Here is a 13,084-nt window from a genome sequence, read left to right on the forward strand (position 1 = left end):
CGACGTGGCGGGGGCGCGGCCTTCAGCGGGCGCGCTCGACCCGTCCCTCGTGCCACACCGGTTCGGCGCTCTCGTAGACGGTGCCGTCGGCGCCGAAGATCAGGAAGCGGTCGAAGTCGGCGGCGAACCAGCGGTCGTGGGTGACGGCCAGGACCGTGCCGGAGAAGGCCGCCAGGCCCTGTTGCAGCGCCTCGGCGCCGGCCAGGTCGAGGTTGTCGGTGGGCTCGTCGAGCAGCAGCAGGGTCGCCCCTGACAGCTCCAGCAGCAGGATCTGCAGCCGGGCCTGCTGTCCGCCGGACAGGGTCTCGAACGTCTGGGCCGCGGCGGGGGCGAGCTCGTAGCGGGCCAGCGCGGCCATGGCCTCGTTCAGGGTGAGCGCGCCGGTGCTCATCACCAGGTCGGCCGGAGTACGACCTTGCAGGTCCGGCCGGGCGTGGGTCTGGACGAAGCGGCCGGGCACCACCCGTGCTCCCAGCCGCGCCGAGCCGGTGTGCGGCACCGTGGACACCGCCCCGTCGGCGGCCTCTTCCAGCAACCGCAGGAAGTGGGACTTCCCCGAGCCGTTGGAGCCCAGCACTCCGACGCGCTCGCCGTACCAGATCTCGGCGTCGAACGGCCGCATCAGGCCCGTGAGCTCCAGCGACCTGCAGATGACGGCACGCTTGCCGGTGCGGCCGCCGCGCAGCCGCATCCGCACGTTCTGCTTTCTGGGCGGGCGCTCGGGCGGGCCGGCCTCCTCGAACCGGCTCAGCCGGGTGCGCGCGGCCCGGTAGGAGGAGGCCACCGCGTCGTTGTTCGCCGCGGTCTGCCGCAGGGTGTTGACCAGGTGCCTGAGCTTGGCGTGCTCTTCGTTCCAGCGGCGGCGCCGCTCCTCCAGCCGGGCGATGCGGTCCTCGCGGCCCTGGGCATAGGTGGCGAAGCCTCCGCCGTGGACCCAGACGCCGCGCGACTCCACCGTCACGATGCGGTCGGTGGCCTCGGCCAGCAACCACCGGTCATGGGAGACCAGCAGCACGGTCTTCGCGGCGGCCCTGATCTGGGCTTCCAGCCACTGCTTGCCGGGCACGTCCAGGTAGTTGTCCGGCTCGTCCAGAAGCAACACCTGGTCGGGACCGCGCAACAGCGCGGAAAGGACGATCCGTTTCTGCTCGCCTCCCGACAGGGTGTTCACCGGACGGTCGCGGACGGCGTCGTAGGGCAGGCCGAGGGCCGCGGTGGCGCAGGTGTCCCAGACGACCTCCATGTCGTAGCCGCCGGCGTCCGCGTAGTCGGCGATCGCCTGCGCGTAGGCCATCTGGGTCCGCTCGTCGTCGCGAGCCGCGACCGCGGACTCCGCGCGCTCCAGGGCGGCGGCGGCCGCGCGGACCTGGTCCGGCGCCACGGACAGCAGCAGATCATGCAGGGTGCGGCCGTCGCGGACACTGCCGATGAACTGCCGCATCACCCCCAGTCCGCCGGAGTGGACCACCCGGCCGTCATCGGGCCGGAGGTCTCCGGCGATCAGCCGCAGCAGGGTGGTCTTTCCCGCGCCGTTCGGCCCCACCAGCCCGGCCTTGACGCCGTCGCCGACGCGGAACGACACCTCGTGGAGAAGCAGTCGCCCGTCCGGCAGCACATACGTCAGATGGTCGACCTCGACATGCCCGGCCACCACACCCCTCCCCGGACCACCCGGCGAATCTCGATCCGGTCACCAGACCGGCGTTCTAGTGACCGGATCAATGATCCGGTGCTCGATCACCGTAATAGACTCGACCCCGTGGACACCGGCAAGGCGGAGAACGGAACGGCGGCGAGGAACATCTGGCTGCGGCCGTCCGCGCGCACGAGGCGCGACGCGCCCCCGCTGAGCCGCGACCGGATCGTGGCGGAGGCCATCGCCCTGCTGGACGAGGAAGGCGTCGGCCGGCTGACCATGCGGCGGCTCGCCGAGCGGCTCGGCACCGGATCCACCACGCTCTACTGGCACGTCAAGACCAAGGACGACGTCCTCGACCTCGCACTGGACGCGATCTTCGCGGAGGTCCGCACCCCGCGAGGAGGCGGCCAGGGCTGGCGCGCCGACATCACCGCGCTGATCGGCGAGTGGCGCCTCACCCTCCTGAGACACCCCTGGTCGGCCACGCTGCTCGGCCGTCCGATGCTGGGCCCGAACGTGCTCGCCCGCAGCGAGTTCCTGTACGCCACGCTGATGGGGGCGGGGATCACCGAGCCGCACCTCACCGCCGCGGCGTACGGGCTGTCCAACTTCGTCATCGGCTCCGCGCTGATGCAGGCCACCTGGCTGACCGGCGCGGAGCGGACGACGCGGCAGGCCGCCCGGGAGTACCTGCGCGCCAACCACGAGCGCTACCCCGCGCTCGCGGCCCACGGCCCCCTCGTCGTGGACGGCGAATGGGACACCGGCTTCGCCATCGGCCTCGGCTGGCTTCTCGACGGCATCCAGGCGACCGCCGCCGGCCAGAACCCCGGCTGATCGGCGGGCCGGGGCGGGGAAACTCTGGTGCCTGGCCTTGGCCGACACCTGATCTGGGACTGCGCGGGACGGGCCGGACGCCAAGTACCATCGGCTGGTGACCGAAATGACCGAAACCGTGCCCGGCTGGCTCAGTCCTGGAGAGCTGGAGTCGGCGCGTTCGCGGATGCCGATCCTCTACGTCGACGCCGTTCCGGTGCGCGTCGACGACACCGGAGTGGTGACGCACGTCGGCCTGCTGCTGCGCATCGGGTCGGACGGGACGGTCAGCCGCGCTCTCGTGTCCGGCCGCGTGCTGTACCAGGAGCGCGTCCGGGACGCGCTGATGCGCCACCTGGAGAAGGATCTGGGCCCGGTGGCGCTGCCCCGGGTGCCGACTTCGCCGCAGCCGTTCACCGTCGCCGAGTACTTTCCGTCGCCGGGCGTCACGCCCTACCACGATCTCCGGCAGCACGCGGTGTCGCTCGCCTACGTGGTGCCGGTCGCGGGGGACTGCCGTCCCCGGCAGGACGCCCTCGACCTCGTGTGGTTCACGCCACAGGAGGCCGCGTCGCCGCAGGTGCTGCAGGAGATGACCGGCGGGCAGGATGTCCTGCTGAAGCAGGCCCTGGCGCACGTCGGCTGCCTGCCCTGAAACCGCCTGCCCTGGATCCGGGCGGTCACCCGTCCAGCGTGATCCAGTCCTAGCCCGGGGTGCCCGGGGTGGACGCGCCTACTGGCCGGCCACGCCGGCCTCAAGCGTCGAGGAGCCCAGCGTCGCGAGCAGCCGCGCCTGCTCCCGCCGGTACGCGGCCACGTTGGCGAGCTTGATGTCCTCGTAGCCGCGCACCATGTCGGGTAGGTCGGCCAGCCGGAGGAGCGCGGGATGGTCGGCGGGCACGGCGGAGAGAGCCTGGAGCACCACGTCGCGGTATTCTCCGACGAGCTCCCGCTCGACCCTGCGGACCCCGGCGTAGCCGAACAGGTCCAGGCGGGTCCCGCGAACGCCCCGCGTCGCGCGCAGCACGCGGAAGGCCGGCCGGAACCAGCGGCCGAGACGGATCTTGCGCTTCATGCCGAGCGCCCTGAAGACCGGCGGATGCAGGTTGTAGGAGTAGGTGGACCCCGCGCCGTACTCGGCCTCGATGGCGGGCGACAGGCTCGCGTCGAGGGACAGCCGGGCGACCTCGTACTCGTCCTTGTACGCCATCAGCTTGTGGAGGTTGCGGGCCACCGCCTCGGTGACGGCGGTGGGGCCCCCCTCACGCTCGCGTACCCGCTCGACGAACTCCGCGTACGCCGTGGCGTAGCGGTCGTCCTGGTAGTCGACGAGGTCGGGCACGCGGATGTCCAGCAACCGTGCCAGCTCCGTGCCCGGCTCCGCCTTGACGATCGCCCGTACGCGCCTCGCGGCGGCGTCGGGGCGAGGGGCCGGGGAGGCCGCGGGGGCGGTGGGCGGCGCGAGAGCGGCCTGCAGGGAGTCCGGGTCGGCGACGGCCTGCCTGCCACGCCGGAACGCCTGCTTGTTGGCCTCCACCGCCACGCCGTTCAGCTCGATGGCGCGCTCGACGCAGCTCGCGGGCATCGGGATCGCCCCTGCTTGGTAGGCCGCGCCGAGCTGCAGGATGTTGGCGAACTGGCCGTCGTCGAACAGGGCCTCCGCCAGCCCCCGGGCGTCCAGATAGAAGGCGGACGAGACGGCCGTCTCGATGGCGGCGCGGATGCTGCTCTGCCGCGGGAACGACACGCTCGTGTCGACGATCATCCGGCCGGTGGGGACCTCGGTGGTGGAGACGACGGCGACCGTGCGCTCGGGGGACGCGGCTTCCAGGTGCGCCGGGTCCGCCGCCACCAGGGAGTCGCACGCGAGGTAGAGGTCGCATTCGGCGGTGGCGAGCTTCGGCGCCCGCTCCACGGGAGCCGAGGTCACCCTGAGGTCGGAGACGACGGCGCCGCCCTTCTGCGCGAGCCCGGTCTGGTCGAGCCCGCGCACATGCCTGCCGTCGATCACCGCGGCGGTCGCGAGGATCTGCGCGACGGTGACCACCCCCGTGCCGCCGACGCCCGTGATGCGCACCGCGAAGTCGCCGTGCGCCTCCCGCCCGCCGGGCTCGGGCAGCGCGTCACCGGGCAGGTCGGCGGCGCGCGTGTGGTGCTTGCGTCCGGTGGGCGCCACGGTCAGGAACGAGGGGCAGTCGCCGGAGAGGCACGAGTAGTCCACGTTGCACGACGACTGGTGGATCCTGGTCTTGCGCCCGAACTCGGTGGGCACGGGCTGCACGGACAGGCAGTTGGATTTGGCGCCGCAGTCGCCGCACCCCTCACACAACCGCTCGTTGATCACCACCCTGGTCGCGGGCGTGGGCTGCTTGCCACGGCGGCGCTTGCGGCGCTTCTCGGCCGCGCACTCCTGGTCGTGGATGAGCACCGTCACCCCGGCGGTGGCCGCCAGCTCCTCCTGGCTGCGCAGCAGCTCGTCACGGTGACGGACCTCGACCCCCTTCGGGAACGCGGCGCCGCGCAGGCGCTCGGGAGCGTCAGTGGTGACGATCACCTTGGCGACGCCCTCGATCAGCAGCAGCGAGGCCAGCCGGTCGACCGACAGCGCGCCCACCGCCTGCTGCCCGCCCGTCATCGCCACGGCGGAGTTGTGCAGGAGCTTGAAAGTGATGTTGACACCGGCGGCGACGGCGGCGCGCACCGCGAGGCTGCCCGAGTGCGTGAACGTGCCATCCCCGATGTTCTGCACGAAGTGGCGGGTGTCGACGAAGGGGGCCATGCCGATCCACTGGGCGCCCTCTCCGCCCATCTGCGTGAGGCCGACGACCTCGCCCACCTGGTCGGGCTCCATGAACAGCGCCATCGTGTGGCAACCGATCCCGGCGCCCACGAGAGACCCCTCAGGGACCTTCGTCGAGGAGTTGTGGGGGCAGCCCGAGCAGAAGTACGGCGTGCGCGCCAGCAAAGGGAGGGTGACGCGCTCTCGCCTGACACGCTGCCGCCATGTGCGTACCGGCTCGATCTCGTAGGTTGACAGCCGGCGGGCGAGACCGGCGGCGATCACGTCCGGGTTCAGCTCTCCTGACGCGCTGAACAGCGTCGTCCCGTCGGGACCGGTCTTGCCGTGGACGGCGGGCGCGGCGGAGCGGCCGTACAGGATCTCCTTGATCGCAGACTCGACGAACGACCGCTTCTCCTCGACCACGACGATCTCGGACAACCCGGTGGCGAACTCGCGGACGACGGTGGGCTCGACGGGATGGATCACGCCGAGCTTCAGCAGCCGGATGCCGAACCGTGCCAGGTCGTCGTCGTCCAGGCCGAGGATGCTGAGCGCCTGGCGGAGGTCCAGGTAGGACTTGCCCGACGCGACGATCCCGATCCGGCCGTCCGGCCCGGCGCCGCTGATCCGGTTGACGCCGCTGGCGCGTACGTACTCCACCGCCATTGGGAGGCGCACGGTGAACAGGTTGCGCTCCAGCCCCGCGAGCTCGCCGCCGAGCAGGCGGGAGCTGGGGCGGTGCGAGTACGGCCGGGCAGAACCGAGCGCGGCCGTCGCCGTCGCCGGAGGGTTCCAGTCCCGGCGGACGACCGCGGTGTGCGCGGCGTCGGCGACGTTGGTGACCACCTTCATCGCCGCCCAGACGCCGCTGGCACGCGACAGTTCCACCGCGTGCAGCCCGTAGTCCAGCAGATCCTGCGAATCGGCGGGGTAGAAGGTCGGCATGGCGAGGTCGGCAAGGGCGAGCTCGGACGCGCAGGGCACCGTGGAAGACTTGGCGTTCGGGTCGTCGCCCACCAGAGCCACCGCACCACCGGCGGGGTGGGTGCCGGCGAGGTTGGCATGCCGGAGCGCGTCGCTCGCCCGATCCAGCCCGGGGGCCTTGCCGTACCACCAGCCCACCACACCGCCCGTCCGCCGCGCGCTCGCGAGCTGGCTGCCCATCACCGACGTCGCGGCCAGCTCCTCGTTCAGCCCGGGCCGATGCACCACGTCGTGGCCGGCGAGCAGGCTCGCGCGCCGGGCCAGCTCCAGATCGAACCCGGCGAGGGGCGAACCTTCGTAGCCGGAGACGAACGCCGCGGTGTCCATCCCTCTCTTCCGGTCCTGCCTGACCACGTCGAGCAGGACCCGCACCAGAGCCTGTACGCCGGTGAGATAGACGGTCCCCTCCTCCCGGAGGTAGCGGTCGTCCAAGGTGAAGCCGGTCGCCGCGGCACCCGCTGATGTGGCCACAACTGTCTCCTCGGTGTCAGCTGCACGATCGGCACAGCAGACCAAGCACGGGGCCTGGCGCACAACAACGGACATCGATCTCGCGGCCAACACGCAAAGATCGCGACCGGGAAAGGCCCGGTGACGCGGATCCTTTGCGCGCGCATACACTCACCGTCCATGGGAGAGGAGCTCATCGACGGGACGGATCGGGAGATCCTGGACCTGCTGCGCGAGGACGCGCGGCGGACGTTGTCCGACATCGCCACCCGGGTGACGCTCTCGACGGCTGCCGTGAAACGCCGCATCGACCGCCTGCAGAAGATCGGTGTGATCCTGGGTTTCACCGTCCAGGTGGATCAGGCGAAGCTCGGCTGGGGGATCGAGGCGTTCGTCGAGCTGCGGTTCGCCGGCACGACCAGGGTGGCCGAGATCGTGCAGACGACGACCCGGATGCCGGAGACCCAGGCGGTGTTCACCATCGCGGGCGATCCCGACGCCCTTGTCTGGCTCCGCGTACGGGATCTCGGCCACCTCCAGAACACGATCGACGCGATCCGCAGAAGCCATCGCGTCACCGGCACCAGGACGCTGATCGTCCTCGACTCATGGACGAATGGCGAGCTGTGGTCCGACCGGTGACCACGCCGCCGGGTTCACCCGCCGAAGGCGGGACCGGCCGCCCGGCGGGGCTTGCCGGGCCAGTCACTCCCCATGAACGCCAGAAGGCCGCCAAGGCCCCTGAACTGGGACTTTGGCGGCCGTTTGACCAGGTCAACCCAATGGATGCCATGGGCAGTGGTGGGCGATACTGGGATTGAACCAGTGGCCTCTACCGTGTCAAGGTAGCGCTCTCCCACTGAGCTAATCGCCCTTGGCCGATCGTCACGCAGAGGTGGAGACGGGATTTGAACCCGTGTACGCGGCTTTGCAGGCCGCTGCCTCGCCTCTCGGCCACTCCACCAGGGCGAGGCCTCTGAGTGGAGACCTCTCCGAGCGGACGACGGGATTCGAACCCGCGACCCTCACCTTGGCAAGGTGATGCTCTACCAGCTGAGCCACGTCCGCATGTCTCCCGCGGGGCGGTTGCCCTCCCACGGCGACGTCACGGAACTCTAGCGGGTTTCCGCGCCTGTGCCTAACCGGAAAGCCGATCCGGGCGGCGCCCCGCCCGCAGGGCCGTACGGGCGGGCCGTGAAGGGAAGGCTAGAGGGTGGCCGAACCGCGGAAGTTGCGGGCCACGCTGCGCTCGACGGCCGGCAGGGTGAGGAAGATCTCCAGGATCCGGGTGAGCCGGTGCACCTCTATGCGGTGGAAGGGCGGCCCGTCGGACCTGGCGAGCAGGAACGTGAGCGCGAGCGGCGGCAGGGGCGCCGCGACGATGTGGAGGCCGGAGGGCAGGGTGTGCGCCTCGGGCCGGGGCGGGGTGATCGAGGGGAACGGCACGTCGTCCGGAGCCCGCCAGCTCGAGTGGACGACGGTTCGCGGGGTCTTCTCGGTGGCGGTGGCGGCCCAGTCGGCGCTGAACAGCACGGGCATGGAGTCGATCAGCGTGGGCAGCGCCCGGTCGCCCGCCGTGGTGATGTACTTCAGGATCTCCAGCTCGGGGTAGGTGCCCGGGGCCTCGCGGGTGCCCCAGACCCCCTCGACGATGATGTCGGGAACGGTTTCGAGCCCCTGGACGAGGGTCTCGCGCGGGGCCGAGTCGGGCCAGAAGACCGTGAGGTCGTCGACGGCCCGGCCCTCGCCGCGCTCCAGCACGACGAGCTGGATGATGTCGGCACCGGCGATCCCGAGCACGCGTGTCACCTGGCCCAGGGACCCCGGGCGGTCAGGCAGTGAGATACGCAGTCTCAGGAGCATCCAGCGCCTCCGGTGTCACGTGCCAGCACCCGGTCCCAATCTATCCGTCCGCGATCCCTCCGGTCCAAGCGGCCGGGGGCGTACCGGCCGACTCTCACACTCTGCCCCGCTGTGGGGTACAACTGGGCAGGTGAAGATAGGTGCGATCGAGGTCTGGCCCCCGGTGGTCCTCGCGCCGATGGCGGGAGTCACCAACGCCCCGTTCCGCGCGCTGTGCCGCGAGCAGGGCGGTGGCCTGTACGTCTCCGAGATGATCACCACCCGGGCCCTGGTCGAGCGCAACCCCAAGACCTTCGCGATGATCCGCTTCGAGCCGGGGGAGCGGCCCAGGAGCATCCAGCTCTACGGGGTCGACCCCGCCATCGTGGGCAGGGCCGTCCAGATCATCGCCGAGGAGGGCCTGGCCGACCACGTCGACCTCAACTTCGGCTGCCCGGTGCCCAAGGTCACCAGGCGGGGCGGCGGGTCGGCGCTGCCGTACAAGCGCGACCTGCTCCGGCGCATCCTGCGCGAGGCCGTGGCGAACGCCGGCACGCTGCCGGTCACGATGAAGATGCGCAAGGGCATCGACGACGATCACCTGACCTACCTCGACGCGGGCCGCATCGCCGTCGAGGAGGGGGTGAGCGCCATCGCCCTGCACGGCCGCACGGCGGTGCAGCACTACGGCGGCGTGGCCGACTGGGAGTCGATCGCCCGGCTGAAGGACGCGGTCCCCGAGATCCCCGTGCTCGGCAACGGCGACATCTGGAGCGCCGCCGACGCCCTCCGCATGATGGAGCGCACCGGCTGCGACGGGGTCGTGGTGGGCCGAGGGTGCCTCGGCCGTCCCTGGCTCTTCCGCGACCTCGACAACGCCTTCGAGGGCGGGCGCGAGCGCGTCCGCCCGGCGCTGGGCGAGGTGGCCGCGACCATGAGGCGTCACGCCGAGCTGCTCGTGGAGCACTTCGGCGGTGAGACCCACGGCGTGCTGGACTTCCGCAAGCACATCGGCTGGTACCTCAAGGGCTTCACCGTCGGTGCGGAGGCGCGCCGGGAGCTCGCCACCGCCGGCTCGCTCGCCGAGCTCGGCGAGCGCCTGGCCCTGCTGCCTCAGGACCAGCCGTGGCCGGTGGAGGCCGCGGACGGGCCGCGCGGCAAGTCCGGCGCCCGCGAGCGGGTGCACCTGCCCGAGGGCTGGCTCGACGACCCGTACGACGCCGCGGTGCCCGAGGGCGCCGAGCTGGACTCCTCGGGCGGCTGAGCCCGCCCCTGGGCCGGGGGTCAGAGGCGGTCGACGCCGACGACGTGCACCACGGCGCGGCCCTCCTCGTCGGAGGCGGCGAGGTCGACCTGGGCGCTGATGCCCCAGTCGTGGTCCTCCGCCGGGTCGTGGAGCACCTGCCGCACCCGCCAGAGCTCCTTCTCCTCCTCGATGAGCAGCAGGGACGGGCCGCGCGCGTCCGGGCCGGTGCGGATCTCGTCGTGCTCCTCGTAGTAGGCGTCGAGCGAGCCCTCCCAGTCGATGTCGGCCAGCTCGCGCAGCTCGTCGTACCGCTCCAGCGCCGCCAGCTCGACCATGCGGAACATGGCGTTGCGCACCAGCACCCGGAAGGCCCGCCGGTTGCCGGTGACCGGCCTGGTGGTCTCCTCCAGGCCGGGCCGCTCCAGCTCGTCGGTGGGGTTCTGAAGTTGCTCCCACTCGTCCAGCAGGCTGGAGTCCACCTGGCGCACCAGCTCGCCGAGCCACTCGATGAGATCCTGCAGGTCCTCGGTCTTCATGTGGTCGGGGACGGTGCGGCTCAGCGTGCGGTAGGCGTCGGCGAGGTAGCGCAGCACCGTGCCCTCCGACCTGGCCAGCTCGTAGAACTGCACGTACTCGGTGAAGGTCATCGCCCGCTCGTACATCTCGCGCACGACCGACTTGGGGCTGACGGCGTAGTCGCCCACCCACGGGTGCCCGCGCCTGTACGTCTCGTAGGCGCCGAACAGCAGCTCCTGGAGCGGCATGGGATAGGTGATCTCGGTGAGGAGCTCCATGCGCTCCTCGTACTCGATGCCGTCGGCCTTCATCTGGGCCACGGCCTCGCCGCGCGCCTTGTTGAGCTGGGAGTGCAGGATCTGGCGGGGGTCGTCGAGCGTCGACTCGACGATCGAGACGATGTCCAGCGGGTAGGTCACCGACTCGGCGTCCAGCAGCTCGAAGGCCGCCAGGGCGAACGTCGACAGCACCTGGTTGAGCGCGAAGTCCTCCTGCAGGTCGACGGTGAGGCGGGCCATGCGGCCGTACTCGTCGGGCTCGCTCAGCTTCTCGACGACCCCGCCGGCCAGCAGCGAGCGGTAGATCGCGATCGCGTGGCTGATGTGCCGCCGCTGGGCTCTGCGGTCCTCGTGGTTGTCGGTGAGCAGGCTCTTCATCGCCGCGAAGCAGTCGCCCGGACGGTTGATGACGGCCAGCAGCATGGCGTTGCTGACCTTGAACCGCGAGCTCAGCGGCTCGGGCTCGGCCTTCTGGAGGCGCTCGAAGGTCTCCTCGCCCCAGCTCACGAAGCCCTCGGGGGCCTTCTTACGCACGACCCTGCGGCGCTTCTTGGGGTCGTCCCCGGCCTTGGCCAGGGCCTTCTCGTTCTCCACGACGTGGTCTGGGGCCTGGCAGACGACGTAGCCGAGGGTGTCGAAGCCCGCGCGCCCGGCGCGCCCGGCGATCTGGTGGAACTCGCGGGCGCGCAGCAGGCGGACGCGGTTGCCGTCGTACTTGCTGAGCGCCGTGAACAGCACCGTGCGGATCGGGACGTTGACGCCGACGCCGAGGGTGTCGGTGCCGCAGATGACCTTGAGGAGCCCGGCCTGGGCGAGGCGTTCCACGAGCCGCCGGTACTTCGGCAGCATCCCCGCGTGGTGCACGCCGATGCCGTGCCGTACGAGCCGGGAGAGCGCGCGCCCGAACTTGGTCGTGAAGCGGAAGCGCCCGATGAGCGAGGCGATGGCCTCCTTCTCGGCCTTCGTGGACATGTTGACGCTCATCAGGGCCTGGGCCCGCTCCATGGCCGAGGCCTGGGTGAAGTGGACCACGTACACGGGCGCCGACTGGGTGGAGAGCAGCTCCTCCAGCGTCTCGTGCAGCGGGGTGGTGCGGTAGCTGTAGTAGAGCGGGACCGGGCGCGTGGCCGAGCGCACCACCGCCGTCTCGTGGCCGGTGCGCCGCGTCAGGTCGGTCTCGAACCGCGTCATGTCGCCGAGGGTCGCCGACATCAGGACGAACTGCACCTGCGGCAGCTCCAGCAGCGGCACCTGCCAGGCCCAGCCCCGGTCGGGCTCGGCGTAGAAGTGGAATTCGTCCATCACGACCTGGCCGATGTCGGCGTCCGCGCCGTCGCGCAGGGCGATGTTGGCGAGGATCTCCGCCGTGCAGCAGATGATCGGCGCCGAGGAGTTGACGGCGGCGTCGCCGGTCATCATGCCGACGTTCTCCGTGCCGAAGACGGCGCACAGGTCGAAGAACTTCTCCGACACCAGGGCCTTGATCGGCGCGGTGTAGAAGGTGCGCTTGCCGGCGGCGAGCGCGGCGAAGTGGGCGCCCGCCGCGACCAGGCTCTTACCCGACCCCGTCGGTGTGGACAGGATCACGTTGTTGCCGTAGAGGATCTCGATGAGCGCCTCCTCCTGCGCGGGGTAGAGCGTGAGCCCGCGCTGGGAGTTCCATTCCACGAACGCCTCGAAGAGGGCGTCGGGTCCGGTGTCCTGGGGAAGGTGCTCGAGGAGGGTCACACCGTCAATACTGCCGAAAGCCGCGCCATGGTCCGTCCACATGGACGAGAACCGTCCCGTCGCCTGGTGATCCTGTGAACCCCGGCGGCCGTCCCCGCGTCTTCCTGCGGGAGCCGGAGAGGCTCCGGGGGAGAGGGAGTGGCGATGCGTGGATCGAAGGCGGCCGTGGTCCTGACGGCGGCGGTGGGAATGCTGGTCCTGCCCGTCCCCGCCGAGGCGGGCACGGCGGCGGGGGCCGGTACGGCCGTGCGGGCGGCGGGAGCGGTGCGTGCCCCGGCGAGCGTCGCGAAGAGCCTGTTCAAGGCCTGGCTGAGGCGCGACAGGGGCGCGGCGGCGGCCGTGGCGTCCCCCGCGGCGGTGAAGACGCTGTTCGCGTACGCCTACCGGGCGCCGGACCGGTTCGACGGCTGCACCGGCAACACCTGCCGCTTCGTCCACACCAGCGTCCGGGTGCCCGGCGCCCTGAACGGCATCCGGATGATCGTCTCGGGGGACACCGTCGCCAAGGTGTACGAGTCACGGCACCTCAACACCGCCGAGAAGACCGCGAAGTACCTCTACGCCGCGTGGAAGGCCGGGGACCGGAACCGCGGCCTGGAGATCGCCTCCACGGGCGCGGTGAAGACGCTGTTCCGCACCAGGTTCGGCGGGGCCGGCTACATCTTCCAGGGATGCAACCCCGAGAAGGGCGGGAAGTCCTGCGCCTACTCCTACGAGGGCGGCGCCATGTTCATGCACACCCGGGGCAGCGGGGCGCGCGGCTACGAGGTGCGCTCGATCTCCTACATCGCCGACTGATCACC

9 protein-coding genes and 3 tRNA genes are annotated in these 13,084 nt (G+C 71.2%); 5 read left to right on the forward strand and 7 right to left on the reverse strand.

The window, feature by feature from the left end; genetic code table 11:
* Nucleotides 1-22: 22 nt before the first annotated feature.
* A complete protein-coding gene (locus ACOZ38_RS15385) occupies nt 23-1,651 on the reverse strand; it encodes an ABC-F family ATP-binding cassette domain-containing protein (RefSeq protein WP_424531341.1) in 1,629 nt (542 codons plus the stop codon).
* Between the two features lie 108 nt (nt 1,652-1,759).
* Here ACOZ38_RS15385 and ACOZ38_RS15390 point away from each other — a divergent pair, with 108 nt between their 5' ends.
* Together ACOZ38_RS15390 and ACOZ38_RS15395 are read left to right on the forward strand one after the other, a co-directional pair.
* Nucleotides 1,760-2,476, forward strand: a complete 717-nt coding sequence (locus ACOZ38_RS15390) for a TetR/AcrR family transcriptional regulator (protein WP_424531343.1) — start codon at nt 1,760-1,762, stop codon at nt 2,474-2,476.
* A 106-nt stretch (nt 2,477-2,582) separates the two neighbouring features.
* Complete coding sequence (locus ACOZ38_RS15395; protein WP_424537018.1) at nt 2,583-3,110, forward strand: NUDIX hydrolase family protein; 528 nt, start codon at nt 2,583-2,585, stop codon at nt 3,108-3,110.
* A 78-nt stretch (nt 3,111-3,188) separates the two neighbouring features.
* Here the strand turns inward: ACOZ38_RS15395 and ACOZ38_RS15400 are convergent, their stop codons facing one another.
* Nucleotides 3,189-6,692: an indolepyruvate ferredoxin oxidoreductase family protein gene (locus ACOZ38_RS15400; protein ID WP_424531345.1), complete on the reverse strand. Its 3,504-nt coding sequence runs from the start codon at nt 6,690-6,692 to the stop codon at nt 3,189-3,191.
* Nucleotides 6,693-6,851: 159 nt separating this feature from the next.
* On the opposite strand from ACOZ38_RS15400, the gene ACOZ38_RS15405 reads away from it, so the two are divergent.
* On the forward strand, nt 6,852-7,313 hold the full coding sequence (locus ACOZ38_RS15405) for an Lrp/AsnC family transcriptional regulator (RefSeq protein WP_424531347.1): 462 nt from the start codon (nt 6,852-6,854) through the stop codon (nt 7,311-7,313).
* A 157-nt stretch (nt 7,314-7,470) separates the two neighbouring features.
* Here ACOZ38_RS15405 and ACOZ38_RS15410 read toward each other — a convergent pair.
* The 4 genes from ACOZ38_RS15410 to ACOZ38_RS15425 form a co-directional block, all read right to left on the reverse strand.
* Nucleotides 7,471-7,545, reverse strand: a tRNA-Val gene (locus ACOZ38_RS15410).
* A gap of 19 nt (nt 7,546-7,564) precedes the next feature.
* A tRNA-Cys gene (locus tag ACOZ38_RS15415) sits at nt 7,565-7,635 on the reverse strand.
* A 31-nt stretch (nt 7,636-7,666) separates the two neighbouring features.
* Nucleotides 7,667-7,739: transfer RNA gene (locus ACOZ38_RS15420), tRNA-Gly, on the reverse strand.
* 138 nt (nt 7,740-7,877) lie between these two features.
* Nucleotides 7,878-8,534 carry an ACT domain-containing protein gene (locus ACOZ38_RS15425; RefSeq protein ID WP_424531349.1) on the reverse strand — a complete coding sequence of 219 codons (657 nt, stop codon included), beginning with the start codon at nt 8,532-8,534 and terminating at the stop codon, nt 7,878-7,880.
* 130 nt (nt 8,535-8,664) lie between these two features.
* On the opposite strand from ACOZ38_RS15425, the gene dusB reads away from it, so the two are divergent.
* Entirely contained in the window at nt 8,665-9,777 is a 1,113-nt protein-coding gene (gene dusB / locus ACOZ38_RS15430) for a tRNA dihydrouridine synthase DusB (RefSeq protein ID WP_424531350.1), read from the forward strand.
* A 20-nt stretch (nt 9,778-9,797) separates the two neighbouring features.
* Here dusB and ACOZ38_RS15435 read toward each other — a convergent pair whose 3' ends face one another.
* Nucleotides 9,798-12,290: a DEAD/DEAH box helicase gene (locus tag ACOZ38_RS15435; RefSeq protein ID WP_424537019.1), complete on the reverse strand. Its 2,493-nt coding sequence runs from the start codon at nt 12,288-12,290 to the stop codon at nt 9,798-9,800.
* A 135-nt stretch (nt 12,291-12,425) separates the two neighbouring features.
* Between ACOZ38_RS15435 and ACOZ38_RS15440 the strand changes: the two genes are divergently transcribed.
* A complete protein-coding gene (locus ACOZ38_RS15440) occupies nt 12,426-13,079 on the forward strand; it encodes a hypothetical protein (protein ID WP_424531351.1) in 654 nt (217 codons plus the stop codon).
* Nucleotides 13,080-13,084 lie beyond the last annotated feature (5 nt).

It is taken from the genome of Sphaerisporangium viridialbum (assembly GCF_049674955.1).
GTDB classification, from domain to species: domain Bacteria; phylum Actinomycetota; class Actinomycetes; order Streptosporangiales; family Streptosporangiaceae; genus Sphaerisporangium; species Sphaerisporangium viridialbum.

Excerpts from the sequence above, each read along its gene's own strand:
- ACOZ38_RS15395 (WP_424537018.1), top strand. The coding sequence starts at position 2,583 with ATGACCGAAACCGTGCCCGGCTGGCTCAGTCCTGGAGAGCTGGAGTCG.
- ACOZ38_RS15405 (WP_424531347.1), top strand. The coding sequence starts at position 6,852 with ATGGGAGAGGAGCTCATCGACGGGACGGATCGGGAGATCCTGGACCTG.
- ACOZ38_RS15425 (WP_424531349.1), bottom strand. The coding sequence starts at position 8,534 with ATGCTCCTGAGACTGCGTATCTCACTGCCTGACCGCCCGGGGTCCCTG.
- ACOZ38_RS15440 (WP_424531351.1), top strand. The coding sequence starts at position 12,426 with ATGCGTGGATCGAAGGCGGCCGTGGTCCTGACGGCGGCGGTGGGAATG.